Genomic DNA, 25,040 nt, shown 5'->3' on the forward strand with positions numbered 1-25,040 from the left:
CGGTTCCAAACCAGAACAGACCCTTGAGCAAGGAGCGGGACCATGTACAAACAGACCCTGGCAATCCTTCTGGCAAGCGCGACCCTGGCCGCCTGTGGCAGCCGCCCGGAAAACCCGGTGGACTACGTCACCTACCGCGACGAGCCGCTGGTCAAGCAAGTCGAAAACGGCATGACCATGCAGAAAGTCATCGCCATCGGCGGCAGCCCATCGAATGCGACCGACCTGCCGCACGGAGGCACTTGCAACGACTACATCCTCAACCGCGATGGCCATCAACAGCCTTACTACGTGCGCTTCGATGCCACCGGCCATGTCGATGCCAAGGGTTTCAAGACTTGCAAACAACGAGAGGAGGACAGCGAAGCCGTACACGGCGCCTGAGCCTGCGCAACATCCTGACCACCCGTCCTGATTTGTCTGGAGATAACCATGAGCAACGTTGAACTGACCGATGTGCAAACCCTGCGCAAGCGTGCCCGTGAGCACGTCGAGCAAGGTGCGGTGACCGAGGGTTACCACGCCGACCGCCAGGAAATCCTGCGCCTGCTCAATGAGTCGCTGGCCACCGAGCTTGTCTGCGTACTGCGCTACAAGCGTCATTACTTCATGGCCAGCGGGATCAAGGCGAGCGTGGCTGCCGAGGAGTTTCTCGAGCATGCCAACCAGGAAGCCGAGCACGCCGACAAACTGGCCGAGCGCATCGTGCAGCTGGGCGGCGAGCCGGACTTCAATCCGGACAACCTGACCAAGAATTCCCATGCCCAATACGTAGCAGGCAATTCGTTGAAGGAGATGGTGCTGGAGGACTTGGTGGCCGAACGCATCGCGATCGACAGCTACCGCGAGATCATTCAGTACATTGGCGACAAAGACCCGACTACGCGTCGCATCTTCGAGGACATCCTGGCTCAGGAAGAAGAACACGCAGACGACATGTCCGATCTGCTGCAAGGCTTGTAATCGCCAGGGGCCGCTTTGCGGCCCCGGTTCACTTATTGCTTGCCCTTCACCTCAGCCGGCGCCTTGCCGGCTTTCATCTGCTGCAGCAACGGCGTGCACTGGTTGGGCTCATCGCCACTGCTTGGCGCCACCAGCGCCAGCAGCCCCGCCGCAGGCCCTGCAACTACCCCCAGTGCCACCATGCCCACGCCGCGCAATGCCAGCGGCACCGCCTGCACGCCCGCACCGGGCTTGGCGAACGGCCCGCGGACATACAGCGGCGAACGCAGCGAGAACAGCCGCAAGCCTTTCGATTCAGGAGTGATCTCAAGGTCCAGCTGCTCGCTGGCGAAGTTGGCCGTGCCGTTGACGTAGATGATCGCGTTCTCGGTATCGAATATGAACAGGCGCGTGCTCGCCAGCCCGTCCTTGATACCAACATCAGCTGCTGCGCAGTTGATCTGCACATCCTCATCGCCAAACAGCTTGCCGATCACGTAGTTGCCCACGTTCAACCCTGCAATCTCCATCAGGCTGCGGCTGATCGCACCATCGTTGATCAGCATGCGCAGGTCACCATTGGCCGTGCCCAGCAGGGCTGCCACCGAGTTGCCGCGGCCGCTGATATCGGCATCGCCGTTGAGCTCACCGAAGCTGGTCTGCATCGGCGCAAAGGTGGGGAACAGCTGCTTGAGCTTGAAGCCACGTGCGGTCAGCCGAGCGCGCCCCTGCAGCGGTACGCTGCGGCCATCCAGGCGTATCCTGGAGGCCAGGTTGCCACCGGCCACCCCAAAGCGCAGCGGCTCCAGGCGCAGCAGGCCGTCCTCGAGGATTACATGGGCAGAGAGGTCTTTGAACGGCAATTGCTCACTGTGGACGATTCGTTTGCCGGCAAACTCGACGTCGGCGTCCATGGTGCGCCAGCGATCAGTGCGGAACTCCTCCACCGGCAGCACCTTGCCGGCAGGCTGCTTGCTGGCGCCCCCGCGGGCTTTCTGCTCGGCGTTGGAGTCGGCACCGATCAGCGGTGCCAAGTCTTTGAACAACAACTGGTTGGAGACCAGCTTGCCAGATAGCTTAGGCCGCGGCTGGCTGGCGACGAACGCCAGGTCGCCGTGGATGTCACTGTTGCCGATCTTGCCGTTGAATCCTTCGTAGTTGAACGTCGCACCTTCGGCCGCCTGCAGGTTGGCCTTCAGGTGACCATCGGTTTCGTAGGCTGGTGTGTCTGGCAGGGTCACCCCCGTCAGCGGATAAAGGTTACCCAAACTGGCGCCAGACAAGCGCAGGCGAAGATCCAGCGCCCCCAGGTTGCGTGGGTCGGTCAGGGTGCCTGCGAGCACTACGTGGGTATCGGCAACGCGCACGTCGGCCTGCAACGGAAATGGCTGGCTGGCGTCCTGCAGCGCCAGCAGGCCACCAATCTTGCCAGTACCGGAGACTGGCTGCCCCTTGTAACGGCCCTGGGCCTTGAGCCCGAAGGCATAGTCCTGAGCGCCGCCGGCCTTGTCGGCACTTGCCTTACCCACGATCTCGCTGAACGGTATGGGTTTGCCCAGCGGATCTATCTGTACCTTCATGCTGGTTTTCAGGGTCTGGTCGTCGAAGCTGACATTACCTTGGTCAAAACCGATGGCACCGATATCCAGCTGCCACTTGGAGGGCTGCGCATTCTCATCCTTGGGGCCGAAGTCGAAGGTCCAGTTGGCGCGGCCATCGGCCAGGCGAGTAAGGCTGGCGGTGGGTTTGACCAGGTCGATGCGCGGGATGACGATCTGCTGGAATACCAGCGGCAGCGGCGCCAGTCGAAATTCCACACGCTCCAGGCCGACCATCTTCGGCTCCTTCAGCCACTCGGGATTGCCTAGGGCCAGGTCCTCGGCAATGAAGTGCGGCCACGGTACCCAGGCGCGCCACCCGCCTTCTTCCGACTCAGTGCGCCAGTGCACCGCCAGGTTACCGTTGATCGCGAACGGCCGGTGCAACGCTTCGGAGACTTTCTCGTTAAGCAATGGCTTGACCCGGTTCCAGTCGAAGGTGGCGATCACCACCACCAGTATCGCCAGCAAGGTCAGCAGGCTGGTAAGGGTCCAGACGAGGATTCTGGCGGGACGCGTCATTGCGTTATTCTCCTGACGGCTTGGGGCAAAACGGGCGCAACGATCGCACTCAATATCTCCGACTGATGAAAGCCCCCAGGGTTTTATCCATGAAGCCCATGACGGTGAAGTTTTCTTGCCTACCTGCTCAGCTTTTTATCACATGATGCCTTGAAACACCTGCGTTAGAGCCTTGACACCGCGCTATCAATACCATCGATTGTTACCATTACCCGTATGAACTTCTCTCTGGCGTTGCCGAGCGTAGCATTGGCTTCGTACCCACTTTCCAGCCCCCGAGAGGAGCACCGAAATCATGAAACGCCAATTGCTGACCCTGACGCTGTCCATCCTTGCTGCCAACGCCTTCGCCGTTCCAGCTGCCGATCAGCACCTGACCGCCGAATCGCGCTCCAGCGCTGTTGAAATGGCCCAACCGCTGAAAACCGTTGCCGAAGGTGGTGCCGAGCGTCTGATCGAACGCAGTGGCCGTGTTGCCGAAGGCGGTTCGGATCGCCTGATCGAGCGCACTGGCCGTGTTGCCGAAGGCGGTTCGGATCGCCTGATCGAGCGCACTGGCCGTGTTGCCGAGGGTGGTTCGGATCGTCTGATCGAGCGCACCGGCCGCGTTGCCGAGGGTGGTTCGGATCGTCTGATCGAGCGCACCGGCCGCGTTGCCGAAGGCGGTTCGGATCGCCTGATCGAAATCAGCCGTGTGAGCTGATCTCCATGGCCGAAAACAACAACCTGCATCAAAGTGCCTACCCACCTCCCAGCCCGGTCAATTGACCGGGCTTTGTTTTCAGGTAACACCGCCCCGCGCAACTGGTAATTCTGCTAGTTCCACATCGCCCATCGCCATTGCTAGGTTACTGAAGGTATGGCTACGGAGCGTTCAAATGAGAAACCCGGCAACCGATCTGATAGCACTCAGGCCTGACTGGCTGGACGAAAGACTGCTGGCGCTCATCGCCCGGCCGATCGAGAACAGCGAAGAGGCCAAACGAACCTTCATTGAACTGTTGGCGCAGCCAAGCCTGCAGGGCGATGCATTGCTTGCCGATCTGCCTAAGTTGCTTCGGTTTCATACAACCTGTGCCATGCATGACGGTGCTCTGGCATCGATGATCTCGATTCACTACAACTTGTGCATGGGCTCGATCAAATCGATGGGCAATGACAGTGACTATGTGCGCAGCCTGTACAAACAGTTGAACGAAGGCACGGCAATCGGTGTATACCTCGCCACGGAACTGGGGTATGGCAGCAATCTTTTCTCACTGGAAACAGAAGCACGCTATTGCCCCGAGCGACAGATATTCGTGCTTGATTCGCCCAGCCGCCAATCCTACAAGTTCATGCCAAACAGCACGCATAGCCCCTTGCCCAAGATTGCAGTGGTGATGGCGCGCCTGATGGTCAATGACAAGTTCATCGGTATCTTGCCGTTTCTTGTGCCACTGCATGCGGGCGACACGGCCTTCCCCGGTGTTCGTATTACTGCACTGGGCCACAAACCAGGGATGCACCTGGACAATGCCATGACCTCGTTCGAAAACGTTGAACTCCCTTACGAGGCGCTCTTGCAGCGAGGCACCATCGAACTGGACCGCGATGGGCAACTGCGCACGCTGGCCACTACACGCAGCCAACGCTTCATGCGCTCCATCGAACGTGTCCAGTCCGGCAAGCTGTGCATGGCCAGTTGCGCCCTGGCGGTGGCGATGGCCGGCTTGCATATCAATTACACCTACGCGCAGAAACGTCAGACTTTCAGCCCGGGCGGTCCGGTCAATTTGCTTGCCCATCCCACCTATCGCCACCCACTGGCCATTGATGTCGTGACCAACCTAATTCATGCCGCGTGGCTTGAACAGATCGTCGCCGGGCACGGCAAAGATGCGCTCAAGCCTTTAGCGCCTGACGTACTCAACGAAGTGGCAATTCTCAAGGCAGTTTCAACCTGGGCCAGCCAGGACATTCTGGTGCGCTGCCGTGAACGTTGTGGCGCACAAGGCATGTTCGCTGCGAACAAGATCATCGGTTACCTGTTGAACAATAACGGCGCGATCACTGCCGAAGGCGAAAATCTGGTGATCATGCTCAAGGCCGCTGCCTACTTCATGAAACACGCGGCCCCAGCCAGCGCGCACGCAGTGAAGGGCAAAAAGCGCCAGCGTCTGCTCGAACACCTCGACACCTGTATCGACCTCATCCGCTCAGGCATTGCCGACAAGCGTGACCGGTTCTTGCAAAGCGAGGACATGCTGCTGCTGGCCAAGCTGCTGGGGGTACGCATGGCCAGTGTGCGCTACCTGGCCCATATCGATGAAAGCCCACTGGATGGCGTTATCCTCGATGTGTTTCTGCTCAGCCAGTTAGAGCAACACGCTGTGGCGCTGGTACGGACCCAGGCAGCATCCTCCAGGCAGATCAGGAGCTGGGCAAACCGCAAACAGGCACTGCTGGTGCAGCATGCACCCTTGATTCTGGAGCGGTTGAAACGCATGGACATGAGAATGTTGGAGGTGCCGATCAGCAGCGACAGCTACATCGAGCATTACGCGTCCCGCCACCACGACGGGCAGGCAGCGTGAAACCTTTTTTTGACTTTTGTCCATGAGCCAATAAAGTGCAGGTTTCCTTCGCGATCAATGGCCTGACATGCTGCCGCGCGCCGAACAGAAGCTACAGACTCGCCAGGCCCTGCTCGACGCGGCCTGCCAGCTCATGGAAAGTGGCCGTGGTTTCGGCAGCATCAGCCTGCGCGAAGTGGCCAAGGCCGCCGGCATCGTGCCCACCGGGTTCTATCGGCACTTCACCGACATGGACGCCCTGGGCCTGGCCCTGGTGGCCGAGGTCGATGACACCTTCCGCCAGACCATCCGCCTGGTGCGGCAGAACGAGTTCGAACTGGGCGGTATCACCGACGCCTCGGTACGCATCTTCCTCGACGTGGTAGCCGCCCACCGGGCCCAGTTCCTGTTCCTGGCCCGCGAGCAGTACGGCGGCTCGCAGGCAGTGCGCCATGCCATCGGCCGCTTGCGCCAAGGTATCAGCAACGACCTGGCCACCGACCTTGCGCGAATGAAACGCTGGCAGCACCTGAACGGAGCAGCGCTGGCGGTGATTGCCGACCTGGTGGTGAAGACCGTGTTCGCCACCCTGCCGGAACTGATCGACAACCCTGAACAAGGTTATCCACAGGCGCTGAGTGCACGGGACAAGATCACCCAGCAGTTGCGCTTCATCTTCGTCGGTGCGCGGCATTGGCAGGGTTTGGGTAATCCGGGCTGAAGCGCACTTCTGCTACCATGGCGCACTGCCGATTGTGACGAGCGCATTCATGTCCGACCCCCGCCCCACTCCAGCCGAACTGGCCCGCTTCAACCAGCACTTCGCCGAACGCATCGTGCCAGTGTGGCTGGGCTCCGGCTGGAATCCCGAAATGGCCCTGCCCTACGAGGCCCTGGATGCTACGCACCGCCCGCTGCCAGTGCAGCGCTACCGGGCGATGGCCTGCGCGCGTCAGTTGTACCTGTTCAGCAGCCGTATCGAGCAACCGGGAGCGGCAGAGCGGGCCGCAGCCCTGTTTCGCTCGCTGCAGCGGCATTTCCACGACGCCGAACATGGTGGCTGGTTCTACAGCATCGATGCCCAAGGCAAGCCGCTGGACCGGCGCAAAGACCTCTACACCCACGCATTCATCGTGTTTGCCTGCGCTCATTACTGGGGAAAAGTCCGCGAAAGCCTGGTGGAATCGGCGCTCAATGCTGCCCTCGAGATCGTCAGCGAGCAGTTTGCCCGCGATGACGGCCTTTACGAAGCGAGCCTCGGTGAAGACTGGTCCGACCTCGGCAGCGGCCCGCTGCAAAACCCACAGATGCACCTGGCCGAAGCCTTCCTGCAGGTTCTCGCCGTGCGTGCAGATCAAGGTGTGCAACAGGCACTGCTGCAACTGTGCCAAGCCCTGCAGACGCACTTCATCGAACCGCAACATGGCCTGATGCTGGAAAAACCCCGCGGTGCTGTGGATAACTGGTTCGAGCCGGGGCACCAGTTCGAGTGGTTCTACCTGCTGCATACCTCGGCACTGCTGCGCGGTACGCCGCTGCATGCGTCCATCGACCGCGCATTCGCTTACGCCGAGCAGTGCGGAGTGAAGGATGCTGCCGTGCTGGCGATGCTGGCTGTGGATGGCCAGGTGATCGATGCGACCCAGCGGATCTGGGCACAGGCTGAGTATCTGCGGGCGCTTGCACTGCGGCCAGGGAGTGGAGTGAAGCTGGCTGAGCAGTTGCAGGCAATGCACCAGCGCTTCCTGCACGATGGAGGCTGGTATGAGTGCCGCGATGGTGAAGGTGCGGTCAGCAGGCATGACATGCCTTCGACTACGCCCTATCACCTGGCGACTTGCCTGGAAGGCTTGCAGCGCCTGAACTGACGCAATTGCCGGCAAGCTGGTTTTTCCACAGGGCAAGCGGGGCCGCAACACCTGTGGCAGCCGGCCTGCCGGCGATTGGGCAGCGAAGCAACCCTACTGCATCAGCCCTTCACCGAACGATCAATCGATAACCCAGCCCAGTCCTGGCTCACTGGCATAAGCTCCAGGCTGTTGATGTTGATGTGGGCCGGCTGGTTGAGGATCCAGAAGATGGTCTCGGCGATATCCTGCGGCTGAATAGGCTCGGCACCGGCGTAGGTGGCATCATACTTGGCCTGGTCCCCACCGAACCGCACCAGCGAAAACTCACTTTCACACAGCCCTGGCTCAAGGTTGCTGACACGCACACCCGTGCCACGCAGGTCACAACGCAAGCTGAGCGAGAACTGGCCGACGAACGCCTTGGTACCGCCATAGACGTTGCTGCCAGGGTACGGATAGTTGCCCGCCACCGACCCCACGTTGAGGATCGACGCCCCCCGGCCGTGGGCGATCAGGCGTGGCAGCAGCAAGCGGGTGGTGTACATCAGGCCCTTGATGTTGGTATCGACCATGGTTTCCCAGTCGTCCAGGCTGCAGTTCTGCGCCGCATCGACGCCCAGCGCAAGGCCTGCGTTATTGACCAGCCCGCGCAGCTTGTCAAAGCCCGCTGGCAGGTTGGCTATGGCGTGTTCCATGGCCTTGCGGTCACGTACATCGAGCACCAGGCCGTGCACTTCGGTCTTGGCCGACAGTTCGGCGCACAGGGCATCCAGGCGATCCTTGCGCCGGCCGGTGAGGATCAGCTTCCAGCCGGCGTCGGCGAAGAGGCGAGCCGTGGCCTCGCCAAAACCGGAAGTCGCGCCAGTGATGAATACGGTGGACGTCATGCTCTGTTCCTCGCTGTGGATTATTTTCGGCAAGCTTTGCAGCATGCCCGCGACGGGTGTCGGCAGCAAGCCATAGAAGCACTTGGTCATTTTTTGTACATTACCCGCAAAGCCTCATGATAGAGGGTCCAGCGCGAGCTATGCGCATGTTATCCACAAGGCTTTCCCCATGGATTGGGGGCAACTTGATCATCAGGCGGAACCCTTTCAGCGAACTATGGTCACCCTCAACGTTGCGGGGATGGCGCAACGCTTTCAAACATGCCGCTTACAGCACTCTGTCCAAGGGTTTCGCACAGAGTTATCCACAGCGCATCGCGTATGGCTGCGCACTTCATTGCGCTAGTGGAAACACGCACCGAATCATCCACAAACGCCGACTGATCAAAATATGAACAGAACCGCGCAAGCCTTGATTTCAAAGGCTTGCAGCTAGATGCCACCATGTTTTCCACAGGCGGTTCCACATTATCCGTGGACAACAATGAGCCTGTGGAAACAAAGGCTTGCGCAGGGATTGTGGCGTGGCTCAAGAAAGATATGCGACAAGTTGTCCACATTCGCCAGGTGATGCCGATCGGGGCCGCACAGCAGCCCCGGATTCAGCTTAGTGCCCGCCAAGATAGGCGCTGCGAACCTCTTCGTTGACCAACAACTCCTGACCGGTGCCGGTCATGCGAATCTCGCCGTTCACCATGACATAGGCCCGGTCGGACAACTTCAAGGCATGGTTGGCGTTCTGCTCCACCAGAAAGATGGTCATCCCGGTCTTGGCCAGTTCGCGCAGGGTCGAAAAGATCTGCTTGACCACGATCGGCGCCAGCCCCAGCGACGGCTCGTCGAGCAACAGCAATTTGGGCCGACTCATCAGCGCACGGGCAATGGCCAGCATCTGCTGCTCTCCACCGGACATGGTCATCGCACGCTGGTTGCGCCGCTCCTTCAACCGAGGGAACAGCTCGAACATGCGTTGCATGTCCTCACTGGCATATTTGTCACCGATAGGGATGGTACCCATCATCAGGTTTTCCTCGACGCTCATGTCGGGGAACACCCGGCGCCCTTCCGGCGACTGGGCGATGCCATTGGATGCGATGTAGTGCGACGACTTGCGGGTAATGTCGGTGCCACGGTAGACAATCTGCCCCGAGGCTGCGCGCGGCTGGCCGAAGATGGACATCAGCAGGGTCGACTTGCCGGCACCGTTGGCGCCGATCAGGCTCACGGTCTCACCTTCATCGATGTGCATCGAGACCTTTTTCAACGCCTGGATCGGCCCGTAGAACACGTCCAGGTCCTTCAGTTCCAGAATGGGTGCACTCATACCAGCTCCTCTTCGTCGGCACCCAGGTAGGCGGCGATCACCGTCGGGTTGTGGCGGATATCCTGCGGCGCGCCTTCGGCGATCACGTTGCCGTGGTCGAGCACGACGATATGGTCGGAAATGCTCATGACCATGCCCATGTCGTGTTCGATCAGCACCACGGTGATGTCGTGCTCGTCACGCAGCACGCGGATCATACGGCTAAGTGCTTCGGTCTCCTGCGGGTTGAGGCCGGCCGCCGGTTCGTCCAGGCAGATGATCTTCGGCCGCGTGCACATGGCCCGGGCGATTTCCAGGCGGCGTTGCTGGCCATACGACAGCTCCCCGGCCAGGCGGTTGGCACAGTCGACCAGATCGACTACCTCCAGCCAGTAGAATGCGTGGTCCAGGGCATCACTCTCGGCCTTGCGGTAGGCCTTGGTGTTGAGCACGCCGGCCAGCAGGTTGCGGTTGACCCACATGTGCTGGGCGACCAGCAGGTTTTCCACCACCGACATTTCCTTGAACAGGCGAATGTTCTGGAAGGTGCGCGCCAGCCCCGCGCGGTTGACCAGGTGGGTGCCACCGAACATCTTGTAGTACAGGCGCGAACCAAAACGTGCCGGCGAAACGAAGTCCGCCGCCTGGAAGCGCTCACCAAGCAACTGGATGACGTTGGTATGGCTGCCGCGCACGTTCAGCTCGATGCGCCCGCCGCTGGCCTTGTAAAAACCGGTCAGGCAGTTGAACACCGTGGTCTTGCCGGCGCCGTTGGGGCCGATCAGGGCGAAGATCTGGTTACGCTTGACCTTGAGGCTGACGTCGCTGAGCGCCTTGATGCCACCGAACTGCATCATCAGGTTGTCGACCGAGAGAATGATTTCGTCGCTCATGGCGCCACTCCTTTACGCGGGACCACACCGGCGCGGCTGATGCGGATCAGCCCACGCGGTCGCCAGATCATCATCAGCACCATCAGCACACCGAACAGCAGCACCCGGTATTCGGAGAAGCTGCGCAGCAGCTCCGGCGCTACGGTCAGTACGAACGCAGCGATCACCACGCCCACGGTCGAGCCCATGCCGCCCAGTACGACAATGGCCAGAATCAGCGCCGACTCGAAGAAGGTGAACGAGGACGGGTTGACGAAGCCTTGGTAGGTGGCGAAGAACACCCCGGCGAGGCCCGCAGTGGAGGCCCCCAGGGTGAAGGCCGAAAGCTTGACCAGCACATGGTTCAGGCCCATCGAGCGGCAGGCGATTTCGTCCTCACGCAGCGCTTCCCAAGCGCGGCCAACCGGCATGCGGGTCAGCCGATGCTTGATGTACAGCACCGCCAGCACGACCAGGAACAGCACGGCATAGATGAACACGAACTTCAGATTGGCGTTGTAATCGAAGCCGAAGTACTCGTGGATCGGCACCCCGCCATCCTTGGCTCGACGGCCGAACTCCAGGCCAAAGAAAGTCGGCGCCGGGGCCGGCATGCCGTTCGGGCCACCGGTGAACGACAGCCAGTTGTTCAGCACCAGGCGGATGATCTCGCCAAAGCCCAGGGTCACGATCGCCAGGTAGTCACCGTGCATGCGCAACACCGGAAAGCCCAGTATGCACCCTGCCAACGCCGCGGCGATGGCCGCCAGTGGCAGCACACTCCAGAACCCCAGCCCCAGGTACTGATAGCCCAGCGCCAGGCCATAGGCGCCAATGGCGTAGAACGCCACGTAGCCCAGGTCGAGCAGGCCCGCCAGGCCTACCACGATGTTCAGGCCAAGGCCCAGCAGCACGTAGATCAGGCCCAGGATGACCACGGTCAGCAGGTACTTGTTGGCGAAGATGGGGAAGACGATGGCGATCACGATCAGCGCCGGAATGATGTAACGCAGACGCGACTTGTAGTTCGGTGCATTGACGTGCACCCCCGAGCCGCCGCTGTCGAAGCCTTGCAACATGCGTTTGCCTGCGGCGGTCTGCAGGTACAGGCTGAGCAGGAAGCGCCCGGCCATCACGCCACCGACCAGCCAGGCCACGCGGCGGGGTTCGGCATTGAAGCTATAGCCGTCGAGCACCACGCCGACGACCGGACCAAAGACAATGAGCGCGAGCAGGCCGGCGACGATGGTCTCGAGCAAGCTGCGTTTGAGATCGAAACCTTGGGTTTCGGAAACGGAGGCAGTTTTGGCAGTGGACATGTTCACACCTTAGCCACGAGCGGGCGACCCAACAGGCCTTGTGGGCGGAAGATAAGGATCAGCACCAGCAGCGAGAAGCTGAACACGTCCTTGTAGTCGGAGTTGATCAGGCCAGAGAACAACGACTCGGAAATACCCAGGATAATCCCGCCCAACATGGCGCCGGGCAGCGAGCCGATGCCGCCGAGCACCGCAGCGGTGAATGCCTTGATGCCGATGATGAAGCCGGCGTAGAAGTCGAAGGTGCCGTAGTTCATGGTGATCAGCACACCGGCAAGCGCAGCCATCACCGCGCCGATGACGAACACATAGGAGATCACCCGGTCGGTGTTGATGCCAAGGATCGAGGCCATCTTGCGGTCTTGCTGGGTAGCGCGGCACATGCGGCCGAGCTTGGTGTACTTGATCACATAGGTGAGCAGCCCCATGCCGACGAATGCGGCAATCAGGATGAAGATCTTGGTGTAGGTCAGTTGCACGAAGCCAGTGCCCACTTCGACGCGCCAGGCGCCTTCGAGCAGGGTCGGCACGCCTTGCTGGCGGGCGCCCTGGCTGATCTGCGCATAGTTTTGCAGGATCAGCGAGATGCCGATGGCACTGATCAGCGGTGCCAGGCGGGTAGAGTTGCGCAGGGGTTTGTAGGCGATGCGTTCAATGGTGAAGCCATACACACCCGTGACGACGATGGTGAACAACAAGGTGCCCAACATCAGCAGGGGGAACGACTCGATACCGAAATAAGCCAGCAATGCCAGGCTGATTGCCGCGAGGTACGCGGAAATCATATACACCTCGCCGTGCGCGAAGTTGATCATGCCGATGATGCCATAGACCATTGTGTAGCCGATGGCGATCAGGCCATAGACCGACCCGAGGGTCAGGCCGTTGACCAGTTGCTGCAGGAAAATACCATCCATAACGCAATCTCACCTGAGCGAGACTGCACAAGCGCCGAGCACGCCAGGCCACGGATAAAGCGGCCCTCGCAGCGCAGAACCGTGCAGGTCTCCGAATAAAGACAGGTACCGCAGGGGCATCGGCCCGGGCGCAGGCCCGGGCTGGCTGCCGTTGTTATTTTTGTTTTTCCAGCTGGTGGTACTTGCCGTCCTTGTCCCACTGGTAGACCACGTAGTCAGAGACAGTCAGGTCGCCTTTGCTGTCCCACTTCTTCTCGCCCATGACGGTCTGCACCGGGTTGGCCTTGAGCCACTTGGCAGCGTCTTCGCCCTTGTTCGACTTGGCGCCGTTGAAGGCAGCGGCCAGGGCTTGCAGCGAAGCGTAGGCGTAGAGGGTGTAGCCTTCAGGCTCGGTGCCGGCTTTGCGGAATTCTTCCACCACCGCCTTGCTGTCTGGCAGCATGCGCGGGTCGGCACCGAAGGTCATGTACACGCCGTCCACGTACTGGGCGCCGCCCGCGGTTGCGACCAGTTCGTCGGTGACGATACCGTCATCGGACATGAACTTGACGTCCTTCAGGCCTTGCTCGCGCAGCTGACGCACCAGCGGACCGGCTTCGGGGTGAAGGCCGCCAAAGTAGACCACATCGGCACCGGTGGAACGGATCTTGGTCACCACGGCGCTGAAGTCTTTCTCGCCACGGGTCAGGCCTTCATACAGCACCGGCTTGACGCCACGCTTCTCCAGCTGCGCCTTGGTTGCATCGGCCAGGCCCTGGCCGTAGGTGTCCTTGTCGTGCAGCACCGCCACCTTCTTGCCCTTGAGCACATCGACGATGTAGTCACCGGCAACGATGCCCTGCTGGTCGTCACGGCCGCACATGCGGAACATGGCGCTCAGCCCGCGCTCGGTGACTTGTGGGTTGGTAGAGCCAGGGGTGATGGCGATCACGCCTGCTTCGTCATACACCTCGGAAGCTGGAATGGTGTTGGAGGAGCAGAAGTGGCCCACCACACCGATTACCTTGTCCTGATCGACCAGACGGTTGGCAACCGATACAGCCTGTTTCGGCTCACAGGCGTCATCGCCTTTGACCAGGATGATTTTTTCGCCGTTGACGCCACCGGCAGCGTTGATCTTGTCAGCTGCCGCCTGGGCACCTTTCATGTATTGCTCGCCAAACGCTGCGTTAGCCCCGGTCATCGGGCCCGCGACACCGATCTTGACGTCGGCCTGAACATACGAAGAAACACCCAGTGCCGTAGCCACGGCCAGTGCCAGGAAACCTTTCTTGTAAAACGTCTGCGACATGAGGTGGTGCTCCTAGAGTTTTTTTTGGTTGGCACTACAACTTCTCAGCCCTGTGCTCAGAGCAAGGGCCGTGCCATCGGTTTTGTCTTCCGGGAAATCACACTGTTGGGGCCGCGTCGAGGCGACCGACGGCCTTTTCTTTACTGAGTGTGCAACCGTCTGCCACGCGACAAGCGCCACCATGCGCGCAAACAAGGAGCAACCACCGAGTGCCATCATTGCAACCCTGACAAGTGTTTACGTGCAACCACCCTGTAACAGCAGACGTCACCGAACTGCACACCACTGGTGCGCAACTGCTACAGGCGGCACCGTTTCAAGGCTAGCTGGTGCACGGAAAAACACCTGATTTGTCTGTTTCGGCCTCTTCACACACGCACCCGCTCCCGCCGGTAACGCGTTGCCGGCAAGTTCGGCGCGTTTCCTGTGGCACAATGACCGCCATTCGCCGCTTTGGAGCCCACCCTGATGAGCGAGAGCGCATTCGCTGAGCGCATCGTGCACAACCTGCTCGACACCGACTTCTACAAGCTCACCATGATGCAGGGCGTGCTGCACAACTACCCGGATGCCGACGTGGAGTGGGAATTCCGCTGCCGCAATGGCGAAGACTTGCGCCCCTATCTGGGCGAGATCCGCAACCAGCTCGAACGGCTGAGCGAACTTACCCTCGATGATGGCCAGCTGGCCTTCCTCGAACGCATCAGCTTCCTCAAGCCCGATTTCCTGCGCTTTCTGCGCCTGTTCCGTTTCAACCTGCGCTATGTGCAGGTTGGTATCGAGGGCGACCAGCTGTACCTGCGCCTCAAAGGGCCCTGGCTGCATGTGATCCTCTTCGAAGTCCCGCTGCTGGCCATCATCAGCGAAGTGCGCAACCGCCACCTGCACCCACGCATGCGCCTGGCCGAGGCCCGTGACCAACTTTACCGCAAGTTCGACTGGCTACAGGCGCATGCCAGCGCCGACGAACTGGCCGAACTGCAAGTGGCCGACTTCGGCACCCGCCGGCGTTTTTCCAGCCGCGTGCAGGAGGAGGTGGTGCGGGTACTGCGCGATGACTTCCCGGCCCGCTTCGTCGGTACCAGCAACGTCGATTTGGCATGGAAACTGGATATCAAGCCGCTGGGCACCATGGCCCACGAATGGATCATGGCCCACCAGCAGCTCGGCCCGCGGCTGATCGACAGCCAGATCGCCGCCCTGGACTGCTGGGTCCGGGAGTACCGCGGCCTGCTCGGCATCGCCCTGACCGACTGCATCACCATGGATGCCTTCCTCAGCGATTTCGACCTGTACTTCGCCAAGCTGTTCGACGGCCTGCGCCACGACTCGGGTGAGCCGGTGGCCTGGGCGGAAAAGGCCATCGCCCATTACCAGAGGTTGGGGATCGACCCGATGACCAAGACCCTGGTGTTCTCCGACGGCCTCAACCTGACCCGCGCGCTGCAGATCTTCCGTGCCCTGCGCGGGCGCATCAACGTCAGTTTCGGCATCGGCACCAACCTGACCTGCGACATCCCCGGCGTGGCGCCGATGAATATCGTGCTTAAAATGACCGACTGCAACGGCTCGCCGGTGGCGAAGATCTCTGACGAGGCCGCCAAGACCCAGTGCCGCGACGAGAACTTCGTCGCCTACATGCGTCACGTGTTCAAAATCCCCAGCAAGGAGTAACCCATGCAAGCCGTTCAGCAAGAGATTGCCCAGGCGCTCAACGTGCAGCCGCCGTTCGCAGACGCCGCTGCGCTCGAGGCCGAAGTCGCCCGGCGCGTGGCGTTCATCAAGGATTGCCTGGCCAACGCCCGCCTCAAGACCCTGGTACTGGGCATCAGCGGGGGCGTCGATTCGCTGACTGCCGCCCTGCTCGCCCAACGCGCCATCAACGAGTTGCGCGCCGAAAGCAGCGACCCGGCCTACCGCTTCATTGCCGTGCGCCTGCCGTACCAGGTACAGCATGACGAGCACGACGCCCAGGCGTGCCTGGAAGTGATCAACGCCGATGAAGTGCACACCGTTGATATTGCACCTGCCGTGCGTGCACTGGCCGCAGAGGTGCAAGCATTGAAAGACGGCTCGCCGTCACTGGTGGACTTCGTCGTGGGCAACGTCAAGGCGCGTACGCGCATGGTCGCGCAGTACACCATCGCTGGCGCCCGCGCTGGCCTGGTGATCGGCACCGACCACGCCGCCGAGGCAGTGATGGGCTTCTTTACCAAGTTTGGTGACGGTGCCTGCGACCTGGCCCCGTTGAGCGGCCTGGTTAAGAACCAGGTGCGGGCCATTGCGCGCAGCTTTGGGGCGCCGGAATCGCTGGTGGAGAAGGTGCCTACTGCGGACCTGGAAGACCTGGAACCAGGCAAGCCTGACGAGGCGTCGCATGGCGTGACCTACCAACAGATCGATGCCTTCCTGCATGGGCTGCCGGTTGAGCAGGAAGCGTTCGACATCATCGTCGCCACCTACCGCAAGACCCAGCACAAGCGCGAACTGCCGTTCGCACCGTGAGACCTCTGGGGCCGCTTTGCGGCCCTTTCGCGACACAAGGCCGCTCCTACAGGACTGTAGGAGCGGCCTTGTGTCGCGAAGGAGGGCAAAGCCCTCCCCTGCTTCAAAGTGTCATTACTTGACGACTACCGTGCCTTTCATCATCGAGATATGGCCTGGGAATGAGCAGAAGAAGCCGTAGTCTGTACCAACCAGCTTGGACACATCAAAGGTCACCGCGTCTTTTTCGCCCGCCCCAATGATCTTGGTGTGAGCGATGACACGCTCATCACCTTCTTTCAGATAGGACTTCTCGATACCGGCGCTCAGACCATCGGTCGCGATCGGCTGCATGTCAGCTGCCTTACTGATGACAATGTTGTGACCCATGACATTCTTTGGCAATTTGCCCGAATGTTCCAGGTTCACGGTGAATTGCTTGCAGCTCTTGTCGATGACGATTTCCTTGGTATTGAAGGACATCTGGTCAGTCGAGTCGACAGTTACCGAGCACTCGGCGGCGAAGACGGAGGCGCTGGCGAGGGTCAGCAGGGATACCGCTACAGCTTTCGCAAACATCATGAATCTCCTTGGCAGGGTTTTATCAATTGCGAGACTGCCTGAAACCGTTCAGCCCCTTGCTGACATGCATCAAAGGGTGTCAAGTGGCCAGCCAGTTGAATTGTTCAATGGATTGTATACAACCAATCTAAGGGCACATCATGCCCTTTTAATGGACGATGGGACAACCTCTCATTCAGGAGCAACTGCAATGGCCCTCTCAAGTTTCATGAACAGCCTGCTCGCCGCCTACGCCCACGGGGCCAGCGGTGCGATCTGTGAATTCTCCCGCCCGGAGTGACAACTGCCTTCGAACATTAAGGCCAGGCTTGTTTGATGCGGATGGACTCAACGAGAAGTCGCGTGGTTTTCTCGGCCTTGGCGGCGAAGTGGGTCGACAAGAAGCCTGATTGACCCAGAGGCTTTGGGGACCGCTTTGCGGTCCTTTCGCGGCACAAGGCCGCTCCAACATCGACCGCGCTGCCAAATGAATTGTGCTTGCGCGGACATTGCAGGAGCGGCCTTGTGTCGTGATGGGCTGCAAAGCAGCCCCAAGAATCAATCAGCGCGGAATGACAGGCTGGCGCGGCTTCTTGTTGCCTTTGCCACCACCTTTTGCCGCTTCCTTGCGCTCCTTGGCCGCCTGCTGATTGCGGGCGAACGCTTCAGCCTTGGCCTTCTCACGCTTGTCCCACGGCTTGCTGCCGTCACTGCCACGCGGCGGCAAACCGGTGTGCTGGGTGAGGATCTTCTGATCCTTGCCCACCTTGTGGCTGCCGGCCGGCGTCGAGTTCTTGCGCCGTGCACTCTGGTAGGTGTCGGTCTGCGGCTGGTGCAGCGGGATCAACTGATGCTTGCCCGGGCCAATGAGGTCGGCACGGCCCATACGCTCCAGGGCCTCACGCAGCATCGGCCAGCCCTTCGGGTCGTGATAACGCAGGAACGCCTTGTGCAAGCGGCGCTGCTCGTCGCTCTTGACGATCTCCACGCCTTCACTCTTGTAAGTGACCTTGCGCAGCGGGTTCTTGCCCGAGTGGTACATGGCTGTGGCCGAGGCCATGGGCGACGGGTAGAACGCCTGCACCTGGTCGGCGCGGAAGCCGTTGCCCTTGAGCCACAGGGCGAGGTTCATCATGTCTTCGTCGGTGGTGCCTGGGTGCGCAGCGATGAAGTACGGGATCAGGTACTGCTCTTTGCCCGCCTCTTTCGAGTACTTCTCGAACATGCGCTTGAAGCGGTCGTAGGAGCCGATGCCCGGCTTCATCATCTTGTCCAGCGGGCCACGCTCGGTGTGCTCCGGGGCAATCTTCAGGTAACCGCCCACGTGGTGGGTGACCAGCTCCTTGACGTACTCCGGCGATTCCACTGCCAGGTCATAGCGCAGGCCCGACGCAATCAGGATCTTCTTCACACCCGGCAGGGCGCGTGCCTTGCGATACAGCTCGATCAGCGAGCTGTGGTCGGTGTTGAGGTTTTCGCAGATGCCCGGGAACACGCACGACGGCTTGCGGCAGTGCTTCTCGATCTCCGGGCTCTTGCAGGCGATGCGGTACATGTTGGCCGTCGGCCCGCCAAGGTCGGAGACCACGCCGGTGAAGCCAGGCACCTTGTCACGCATCTCCTCGATTTCATGCAGGATCGACTCGTGGGAGCGGTTCTGGATGATCCGGCCTTCGTGCTCGGTGATCGAGCAGAAGGTACAGCCGCCGAAGCAGCCACGCATGATGTTCACCGAGAAGCGGATCATCTCGTAGGCCGGGATGCGCTCCTTGCCGTAGGCCGGGTGCGGAATACGGGCATAGGGCATGCCGAACACGTAGTCCATTTCCTCGGTGGTCATTGGAATGGGTGGCGGGTTGAACCACACATCCACTTCGCCGTGCTTCTGCACCAGCGCACGAGCGTTGCCCGGGTTGGTCTCCAGGTGCAACACACGGTTGGCGTGGGCGTAGAGCACCGGGTCGTTACGCACCTTCTCGAACGATGGCAGGCGGATCACCGACTTGTCGCGGGTCATGCGCGGGCTGTCGAGGATCTGCACGACCTTGGCTTCGTTCGGGTCTTCCTGGTCGCCCTTGGCCTGCTCGATGGCGCAGGCCTGGGTGTCCTGGGTATTGACGTACGGGTTGATGATCTTGTCGACGCGGCCAGGGCGGTCGATGCGGGTCGAGTCGATCTCGTACCAGCCCTCGGGCGTGTCACGACGCACGAATGCGGTACCGCGCACATCGGTGATGCTTTCGATGCTCTGGCCACTGGACAGGCGCTGGGCGACCTCGACGATCGCCCGCTCGGCGTTGCCGTACAGCAGGATATCCGCGCTGGCGTCGATCAGGATCGAATGGCGAACCTTGTCCTGCCAGTAGTCATAGTGGGCGATGCGGCGCAGCGATGCCTCGATGCCACCGAGCACGATCGGCACGTGCTTGTAGGCTTCCTTGCAGCGCTGGCTGTACACCAGGCTGGCGCGGTCAGGGCGCTTGCCGGCCATGCCGCCCGGGGTATAGGCATCGTCAGAGCGGATTTTCTTGTCTGCGGTGTAGCGGTTGATCATCGAGTCCATGTTGCCCGCCGCGACGCCGAAGAACAGGTTCGGCTCACCAAGCTTCATGAAGTCGTCTTTGGACTGCCAGTTCGGCTGGGCAATGATGCCCACGCGAAAGCCCTGGGCTTCTAGCAGGCGGCCGATGATGGCCATGCCGAATGACGGATGATCGACGTAGGCATCACCGGTCACGATGATGATGTCGCAGGAATCCCAGCCGAGCAGATCCATCTCCTCCCTGCTCATCGGCAGGAAAGGTGCTGGCCCGAAGCATTCGGCCCAGTACTTGGGATAGTCGTAGAGTGGTTTGGCTGCTTGCATGTCAGTGACCGGTTCTGTTGTGCAGGGAAATCGCGGGCGCGGAATATAGCACAAAATTTGACCAAATCCGACTGCCTTCGTGGGGATTGGCGGGTGGGGCGACGGTTGGGGCGGGAAGCGCCACGTGGCTGGCTTGGGGGTTTGTGGTTGGGTCGCCAGTATTTACCAAAACAGTTTCGGCGCCGATGAGATCGGGACGGGCCCAAGGATCAGAGCGACTGCCCGCAGGAAACCCGTACCCGCTCAGCTCTATGATGATCGCACCTCCTCTTTGAGGAGCGACCGTAATCCTTCCAGATTTTTTACAGAATATTTAGCCCCTCTAACCCTCAGCAAACGCTAACTTGTTAATTGTTAGAACGTTTTCTTTGCCTCTTAAAAAATTGTAGGAATCGAACTTCAAACACCGGGAAGAAATCCTACGATAACTTTCCGCCACGAATCCCGACCAGTTCTTGAACCCGCAAAAAAATAAGTGATACAACACTCATGCGCGGAAAGCGCACTCAAACCAACTCTGAAGGAGTACTAACCATGGGACGTCGTCGTTCTGAAATCAACACGCTGCAGATCCCTCGCGTGATGAACTACACATTCATCGAATCCGAGATTGACTTCCTCAACCTCCTGTAAGCGATAAGCCAGAAGGGGCTACCCCTTCTGGCACTACCAAGGAGTCATAGATGATTACCGAGCGCGAGCTGAACATAGACGAAGCCTACGATCGCCTGACCAGGCTGCATCAGCACTTGGGACTTAATTCAAGAACAACATTAGCAAGAACCAACAAACTGGTCGCCACCTGCCACTTGTACGACAGCGCCTACAAAGAGGTCTCTTGCGGAGCAGGAAAGGGCGAGTACTGCGAACTTGGAGCGCTTGCCGAAAGCCTGGAGCATTACTTCGTCGACGATATAACTTCTACCATCATCGACAGCGACCAAATATTGAAGTCGATAGAACCATTTGACGACTGGTTGCTCAACTCACTACCGCCTGGTTGCCAGGTACCTTATCTCAGACTTCAAGGCCTGGACAGCTACGACGAAATAAAAATACCTGCAATAATAATAGCACCATCAACCAGAAACATTGATGACATAGAAAAAACGGCAGCGGGCTTTCTTTCCAAATATGCCACCAACTCTGGCACAGCTCTTGGTTGCACAGAGAACGAGGCTCTGCTACACGCCATTAATGAAGCGATCGAACGCCACGCCCTCTCGGTTTACTACCTGTCACTCTGCGGACTGGCCTCACCGCCAGAACTCTACCGCCCCTCTACTTCATTCTTGGAAGAGACCTTCGCTCATGATGCCGAGCTTCTTCGTCACGCAAAGAAACTGAAAATATTCTTGACCCACGATTTCTATGAGGTGCCATTTTGCATCGCTGTTTCTCCCGATAAAACAGAAGGCTCACTCAGTAGCGTAGGCTCCGGTAGTTCACTCGACCCATACACTGCAATGTATCGTGCCGTAACCGAGCACCTTCAGTGCAAACAACTTTATGGCCCAAGAGAAAAACAAGAAGACCTCTCTGCTGAAAAAATGCTTGCCCACTCAGCCCGGCTGGCTTCACTTATAAATCCCTGCCCCACGTACGCCGTGCCCACGCTTCACCCTCCGCACACCGAGCTCAGCGTGCGCGGGCAAATCAAGCGCATACACATCAATCTGAAAAAACAAAATAAGGCCGTATTTTATCGCACACTTTATGAACACCCGAATCTCGCCACGGTTCTGCAGGTTTTCATACCCGGACTGGAGCGATTCCACCTGATCAGATCAGGTATTCCAGTCGCGCCGCAGAGCGCATTCAAAGGCATTAGGGAATGACATGCATATCTATCGAGGAATCATCGCCGCCTTGAGCGCGACATTGGTCCTGAAAGTCGCGACCGTCGTACCCGCCCTGATACTGGCCGACATCATTGACAACATATCCAGCTCAGCCGCGCCTACCCAGCTTCTACTCGGAGCCTTCATATGCCTTATCGCATTACAAGCCTCAATGACCCCTTTGCAAGCCTGGTGTCTTGCACGGCTCTGCCAGGATCGCGTGAAACAGCTCTCCATCCGCTGGTGCCGAGCGTTGTTGGACAAACGCTTCGAGGCCTATGGACAACTCCATGGCGGAACACTGGTAAAGGTGCTGGATAGGGGAATTACGGCACAGGAGCGCTGGCTAGGCTTTCTGATTGGTTCAGCTTGGCCGGTACTAGCTGAAGCTACAGTGCTGATAACGCTCTTCGCATATCTGGGGGCTACCTCGGTATTGATCGGTCTCATCCCCTTGAGTCTGGCGTATCTATGGGCAAATGATCGACTGGTGCGCTGGCGCCGACCACATATAGAGGCAGTGAACTCGCGAGAGGATGAACTGGCGGAACAATGGGTGGATACCTTCGCGAGCGCGGCGACGGTCAAACTGGAAAAGGCGGAGCATGCGGCGATGCTCCCGGTCAACCATACACTCTCGGCCTATGCCGACTCAGCGGTGAGGGTAGCCCACAGCGGGGGCTGGGTTCAGGGCTTGCGCACTTTGTTCATTGGCCTGGGCAGTGGCGGTCTGCTCATGTGGGGCATCCAGGATCAGGCTCTGACAACACCGCAATTGAGCTTGGGCGAACTCGTTGCTCTTTTCACCTTGGTGAGCGGATTGCTGGCAGGGGTTGCGCAACTGGCTGAGGCCTGGCGACTACTAGACCAGTTCAGGCTCGACAAACAAAAACTTGAACACTGGCTCCGACTCCCGCCGTTCGGTCCGACATGCTCTGCTGAGTCGAAATCACATGATAATAACGCAGGGCTGCGCATCGCCCCGTGCCTGCTAAGCGCTCGGAACAGTGTGCAACTGGAAATCGAAGAACCCTTGGTGCTGCACAAAGGAGAACGGGTCGCGCTGATAGGGTCCAGCGGGTGTGGCAAATCGACGCTTCTGCATGCGCTGGCTGGAACGGTATTCCAGTTGCGCGAGCATGTTCAATTGTACGGCAGGTGCCTGGCTGAGCTCGATGCTTGCGCGCAGTTCAGTCGCTTAAGACTCTGCCCTCAGGATGCGCACTTTCTACCCGGCCCACTGCCCCGTGCAGTACTGTTCGAGCATGATCATGATCGCGCTCAAATCGAACGATGGCTTGAGCGGCTGGGCTTGGATAAAGACTGGTACGAACTTGACCTGGATGCACGCGCAGAATCCATTTCGGGCGGCGAAGCACGAAGGCTGACGCTGCTACGCGTTCTCAATCAGCCAGGCGAATTCAATTTCTTTGACGAACCCACAGCTGGGCTCGATGCCGGATCGGCCGAGCGTACCTGGGATCTGTTGTTCGAAGCGTTCCAAGGGAGAGGGCTGATTTGCGTGACGCATGATCAAAGCGCGCTGTCACGATTTGACCGAGTGATCACACTGAGCGAGGGGCGGATAGTTAGCCAGGTGCAAGCGAAAATTGCTCAGAACCCTGAGCTAGCCGGCGCGTCGCACACCTTGCGGGACCGGCTTTAGCCCCGAACAACGGCGCAGCCGGTGCGACCCGCCGCACTGAATTCTTCACGGCTGAAGCCGCTTCGAACGGGCCTTGCAAACTCAGTGAGTTATGCGCAACTGCATGAAAGCAGATTTATTCGTCGTCGTCGAAGTTGTACATGCCCGGTGCGAGGTTCTCGAAGCGGGTGTACTTACCGATGAACGCCAGGCGGACGAAGCCGATGGGGCCGTTACGCTGTTTGCCGATGATGATTTCGGCAACGCCTTTGTGCTCTGTCTCCGGGTGGTACACCTCATCCCGGTACACGAACATGATCACGTCGGCGTCCTGCTCGATTGCACCCGATTCACGCAAGTCGGAGTTCACTGGGCGTTTGTTCGGGCGCTGTTCCAGGGAGCGGTTGAGCTGCGAAAGGGCGATGACCGGGCAGTTGAATTCCTTGGCCAAGGCCTTTAGCGAGCGGGAAATCTCGGAAATTTCGTTGGTCCGGTTGTCACCGGCCGAGCCCGGGATCTGCATCAGCTGCAGGTAGTCGACCATGATCATGGCGATCTCGCCGTGCTCACGCGCCAGGCGGCGGGTACGCGCCCGCATCTCCGAGGGGCTGATGCCGGCGGTATCGTCGATGAACAGCTTGCGGTCGTTGAGCAGGTTGACCGCCGACGTCAGGCGCGGCCAGTCGTCATCGTCCAACTGACCGGAACGCACCTTGGTCTGGTCGATGCGGCCAAGGGACGAGAGCATACGCATGATCAGCGATTCACCTGGCATCTCGAGGGAGAACACCAACACCGCCTTGTCGGTACGCAACACGGCATTTTCCACAAGGTTCATGGCGAAGGTGGTCTTACCCATCGACGGACGGCCGGCCACGATGACCAGGTCGGCAGCCTGCAGGCCGCTGGTTTTCGCGTCCAGGTCGGTGAAGCCGGTGGAAACGCCGGTGATGTCGCTGTCGGAGTTGAACAGCGTGTCGATCCGGTCGATAGCCAGGGTCAACAGTTCGTTGACGCCCACCGGGCCGCCGGTCTTGGGCCGTGCCTCGGCGATCTGGAAGATCTGCCGTTCGGCATCATCGAGGATTTCTGCGGCATTGCGCCCTTGCGGGTTGAAGGCGTTGTCGGCGATGTCGGTACTAATGCTGATCAGTTGGCGCAACGTTGCCCGCTCGCGAATGATCGCGGCGTAGGCCTTGATGTTGGCAACCGACGGGGTGTTCTTGGCAAGTTCTGCCAGGTACGCCAGGCCGCCAACCTGGGTCGACAAGCCTTCCTTGTCCAGTTGCTCGTGCAGGGTGACGACGTCGAATGGCTGGTTGGCGTCGGCCAGCTTGTGCACGGCACGGAAGATCAGGCGGTGGTCATGCCGATAGAAATCGCCATCCGAAACCTGATCCAGCACCCGCTCCCAGGCGTTGTTGTCCAGCATCAGGCCACCGAGCACGGCCTGTTCGGCCTCGATGGAATGCGGCGGCACCTTGAGGGCAGCGGTTTGCAGGTCTAGCTGTTCGGGATTGGTGATCTCGTTCATGGCCACGAAAGAATTCTGGAGGATGAAAAAGACAAAGGGCACGGCCTGTTCAG

Annotated in this window: 21 protein-coding genes; 11 read left to right on the top strand and 10 right to left on the bottom strand. The window is 59.8% G+C overall.

Features of this window, described 5'->3' with window-relative positions:
• Positions 1–42: 42 nt before the first annotated feature.
• Both osmE and JOE27_RS13775 read left to right on the top strand, forming a co-directional pair.
• The gene (gene osmE, locus JOE27_RS13770) at positions 43–384 is read left to right on the top strand and encodes an osmotically-inducible lipoprotein OsmE (protein ID WP_039603804.1); all 342 of its coding nucleotides are present in this window, start codon (positions 43–45) and stop codon (positions 382–384) included.
• Positions 385–432: 48 nt separating this feature from the next.
• Entirely contained in the window at positions 433–963 is a 531-nt protein-coding gene (locus tag JOE27_RS13775; protein ID WP_012316447.1) for a ferritin-like domain-containing protein, read from the top strand.
• Between the two features lie 32 nt (positions 964–995).
• Here JOE27_RS13775 and JOE27_RS13780 read toward each other — a convergent pair whose 3' ends face one another.
• Positions 996–3,062 carry an AsmA family protein gene (locus tag JOE27_RS13780; protein WP_204918998.1) on the bottom strand — a complete coding sequence of 689 codons (2,067 nt, stop codon included), beginning with the start codon at positions 3,060–3,062 and terminating at the stop codon, positions 996–998.
• 295 nt (positions 3,063–3,357) lie between these two features.
• Here JOE27_RS13780 and JOE27_RS13785 point away from each other — a divergent pair, with 295 nt between their 5' ends.
• The 4 genes from JOE27_RS13785 (at position 3,358) to JOE27_RS13800 (ending at position 7,485) form a co-directional block, all read left to right on the top strand.
• The gene (locus tag JOE27_RS13785) at positions 3,358–3,765 is read left to right on the top strand and encodes a phage infection protein (protein ID WP_115273779.1); all 408 of its coding nucleotides are present in this window, start codon (positions 3,358–3,360) and stop codon (positions 3,763–3,765) included.
• A 175-nt stretch (positions 3,766–3,940) separates the two neighbouring features.
• On the top strand, positions 3,941–5,638 hold the full coding sequence (locus tag JOE27_RS13790) for a hypothetical protein (protein WP_115273778.1): 1,698 nt from the start codon (positions 3,941–3,943) through the stop codon (positions 5,636–5,638).
• Between the two features lie 67 nt (positions 5,639–5,705).
• A complete protein-coding gene (locus JOE27_RS13795; RefSeq protein ID WP_115273777.1) occupies positions 5,706–6,338 on the top strand; it encodes a TetR family transcriptional regulator in 633 nt (210 codons plus the stop codon).
• A 49-nt stretch (positions 6,339–6,387) separates the two neighbouring features.
• Positions 6,388–7,485 (top strand): AGE family epimerase/isomerase, encoded by a 1,098-nt coding sequence (locus tag JOE27_RS13800; RefSeq protein ID WP_204919000.1) that lies wholly within the window; start codon positions 6,388–6,390, stop codon positions 7,483–7,485.
• Between the two features lie 101 nt (positions 7,486–7,586).
• Here JOE27_RS13800 and JOE27_RS13805 read toward each other — a convergent pair whose 3' ends face one another.
• From JOE27_RS13805 to JOE27_RS13830, 6 genes are all read right to left on the bottom strand, one after another.
• Positions 7,587–8,354, bottom strand: a complete 768-nt coding sequence (locus JOE27_RS13805) for an SDR family oxidoreductase (RefSeq protein WP_204919002.1) — start codon at positions 8,352–8,354, stop codon at positions 7,587–7,589.
• A gap of 607 nt (positions 8,355–8,961) precedes the next feature.
• Positions 8,962–9,678, bottom strand: a complete 717-nt coding sequence (locus JOE27_RS13810) for an ABC transporter ATP-binding protein (protein WP_012316454.1) — start codon at positions 9,676–9,678, stop codon at positions 8,962–8,964.
• Complete coding sequence (locus JOE27_RS13815; RefSeq protein WP_012316455.1) at positions 9,675–10,550, bottom strand: ATP-binding cassette domain-containing protein; 876 nt, start codon at positions 10,548–10,550, stop codon at positions 9,675–9,677. Before JOE27_RS13815 ends, JOE27_RS13810 begins: the two co-directional genes overlap by 4 nt.
• Entirely contained in the window at positions 10,547–11,848 is a 1,302-nt protein-coding gene (gene livM / locus JOE27_RS13820) for a high-affinity branched-chain amino acid ABC transporter permease LivM (RefSeq protein WP_046787813.1), read from the bottom strand. The genes JOE27_RS13815 and livM overlap by 4 nt, the downstream gene beginning before the upstream one ends.
• A gap of 2 nt (positions 11,849–11,850) precedes the next feature.
• Entirely contained in the window at positions 11,851–12,765 is a 915-nt protein-coding gene (locus tag JOE27_RS13825) for a branched-chain amino acid ABC transporter permease (protein ID WP_012316457.1), read from the bottom strand.
• Between the two features lie 154 nt (positions 12,766–12,919).
• Positions 12,920–14,056 (bottom strand): branched-chain amino acid ABC transporter substrate-binding protein, encoded by a 1,137-nt coding sequence (locus JOE27_RS13830; RefSeq protein ID WP_012316458.1) that lies wholly within the window; start codon positions 14,054–14,056, stop codon positions 12,920–12,922.
• Between the two features lie 468 nt (positions 14,057–14,524).
• Here JOE27_RS13830 and pncB point away from each other — a divergent pair, with 468 nt between their 5' ends.
• Together pncB and nadE are read left to right on the top strand one after the other, a co-directional pair.
• A complete protein-coding gene (gene pncB / locus JOE27_RS13835; protein WP_046787811.1) occupies positions 14,525–15,730 on the top strand; it encodes a nicotinate phosphoribosyltransferase in 1,206 nt (401 codons plus the stop codon).
• 3 nt (positions 15,731–15,733) lie between these two features.
• Positions 15,734–16,561 carry an ammonia-dependent NAD(+) synthetase gene (nadE, locus tag JOE27_RS13840; RefSeq protein WP_012316460.1) on the top strand — a complete coding sequence of 276 codons (828 nt, stop codon included), beginning with the start codon at positions 15,734–15,736 and terminating at the stop codon, positions 16,559–16,561.
• A 114-nt stretch (positions 16,562–16,675) separates the two neighbouring features.
• On the opposite strand, the gene azu is transcribed toward nadE, so the two are convergent.
• The gene (gene azu, locus JOE27_RS13845; protein ID WP_204920637.1) at positions 16,676–17,119 is read right to left on the bottom strand and encodes an azurin; all 444 of its coding nucleotides are present in this window, start codon (positions 17,117–17,119) and stop codon (positions 16,676–16,678) included.
• A 544-nt stretch (positions 17,120–17,663) separates the two neighbouring features.
• A complete protein-coding gene (locus JOE27_RS13850) occupies positions 17,664–19,967 on the bottom strand; it encodes a YgiQ family radical SAM protein (protein ID WP_042111780.1) in 2,304 nt (767 codons plus the stop codon).
• 534 nt (positions 19,968–20,501) lie between these two features.
• Between JOE27_RS13850 and JOE27_RS13855 the strand changes: the two genes are divergently transcribed.
• The 3 genes from JOE27_RS13855 to JOE27_RS13865 are packed head-to-tail and all read left to right on the top strand — an operon-like array spanning position 20,502 to position 23,474.
• Entirely contained in the window at positions 20,502–20,600 is a 99-nt protein-coding gene (locus tag JOE27_RS13855) for an alginate O-acetyltransferase (protein WP_115273771.1), read from the top strand.
• A gap of 50 nt (positions 20,601–20,650) precedes the next feature.
• Positions 20,651–21,805, top strand: a complete 1,155-nt coding sequence (locus JOE27_RS13860; RefSeq protein WP_115273770.1) for a YcaO-like family protein — start codon at positions 20,651–20,653, stop codon at positions 21,803–21,805.
• Between the two features lies 1 nt (position 21,806).
• Positions 21,807–23,474, top strand: a complete 1,668-nt coding sequence (locus JOE27_RS13865) for an ATP-binding cassette domain-containing protein (RefSeq protein WP_115273769.1) — start codon at positions 21,807–21,809, stop codon at positions 23,472–23,474.
• A 115-nt stretch (positions 23,475–23,589) separates the two neighbouring features.
• Here the strand turns inward: JOE27_RS13865 and dnaB are convergent, their stop codons facing one another.
• Positions 23,590–24,987, bottom strand: coding sequence for a replicative DNA helicase (gene dnaB / locus JOE27_RS13870; protein ID WP_046787808.1), 1,398 nt, complete (start codon positions 24,985–24,987; stop codon positions 23,590–23,592).
• Positions 24,988–25,040 lie beyond the last annotated feature (53 nt).

Origin of the sequence: Pseudomonas sp. M5 (assembly GCF_016907075.1) — a bacterium.
Classification (GTDB): Bacteria; Pseudomonadota; Gammaproteobacteria; order Pseudomonadales; family Pseudomonadaceae; genus Aquipseudomonas; species Aquipseudomonas putida_E.

Coding starts and splice junctions, on each gene's coding strand:
- osmE (WP_039603804.1), top strand. CDS start 43: ATGTACAAACAGACCCTGGCAATCCTTCTGGCAAGCGCGACCCTGGCC.
- JOE27_RS13775 (WP_012316447.1), top strand. CDS start 433: ATGAGCAACGTTGAACTGACCGATGTGCAAACCCTGCGCAAGCGTGCC.
- JOE27_RS13780 (WP_204918998.1), bottom strand. CDS start 3,062: ATGACGCGTCCCGCCAGAATCCTCGTCTGGACCCTTACCAGCCTGCTG.
- JOE27_RS13785 (WP_115273779.1), top strand. CDS start 3,358: ATGAAACGCCAATTGCTGACCCTGACGCTGTCCATCCTTGCTGCCAAC.
- JOE27_RS13790 (WP_115273778.1), top strand. CDS start 3,941: ATGAGAAACCCGGCAACCGATCTGATAGCACTCAGGCCTGACTGGCTG.
- JOE27_RS13795 (WP_115273777.1), top strand. CDS start 5,706: ATGCTGCCGCGCGCCGAACAGAAGCTACAGACTCGCCAGGCCCTGCTC.
- JOE27_RS13800 (WP_204919000.1), top strand. CDS start 6,388: ATGTCCGACCCCCGCCCCACTCCAGCCGAACTGGCCCGCTTCAACCAG.
- JOE27_RS13805 (WP_204919002.1), bottom strand. CDS start 8,354: ATGACGTCCACCGTATTCATCACTGGCGCGACTTCCGGTTTTGGCGAG.
- JOE27_RS13810 (WP_012316454.1), bottom strand. CDS start 9,678: ATGAGTGCACCCATTCTGGAACTGAAGGACCTGGACGTGTTCTACGGG.
- JOE27_RS13815 (WP_012316455.1), bottom strand. CDS start 10,550: ATGAGCGACGAAATCATTCTCTCGGTCGACAACCTGATGATGCAGTTC.
- livM (WP_046787813.1), bottom strand. CDS start 11,848: ATGTCCACTGCCAAAACTGCCTCCGTTTCCGAAACCCAAGGTTTCGAT.
- JOE27_RS13825 (WP_012316457.1), bottom strand. CDS start 12,765: ATGGATGGTATTTTCCTGCAGCAACTGGTCAACGGCCTGACCCTCGGG.
- JOE27_RS13830 (WP_012316458.1), bottom strand. CDS start 14,056: ATGTCGCAGACGTTTTACAAGAAAGGTTTCCTGGCACTGGCCGTGGCT.
- pncB (WP_046787811.1), top strand. CDS start 14,525: ATGAGCGAGAGCGCATTCGCTGAGCGCATCGTGCACAACCTGCTCGAC.
- nadE (WP_012316460.1), top strand. CDS start 15,734: ATGCAAGCCGTTCAGCAAGAGATTGCCCAGGCGCTCAACGTGCAGCCG.
- azu (WP_204920637.1), bottom strand. CDS start 17,119: ATGTTTGCGAAAGCTGTAGCGGTATCCCTGCTGACCCTCGCCAGCGCC.
- JOE27_RS13850 (WP_042111780.1), bottom strand. CDS start 19,967: ATGCAAGCAGCCAAACCACTCTACGACTATCCCAAGTACTGGGCCGAA.
- JOE27_RS13855 (WP_115273771.1), top strand. CDS start 20,502: ATGGGACGTCGTCGTTCTGAAATCAACACGCTGCAGATCCCTCGCGTG.
- JOE27_RS13860 (WP_115273770.1), top strand. CDS start 20,651: ATGATTACCGAGCGCGAGCTGAACATAGACGAAGCCTACGATCGCCTG.
- JOE27_RS13865 (WP_115273769.1), top strand. CDS start 21,807: ATGCATATCTATCGAGGAATCATCGCCGCCTTGAGCGCGACATTGGTC.
- dnaB (WP_046787808.1), bottom strand. CDS start 24,987: ATGAACGAGATCACCAATCCCGAACAGCTAGACCTGCAAACCGCTGCC.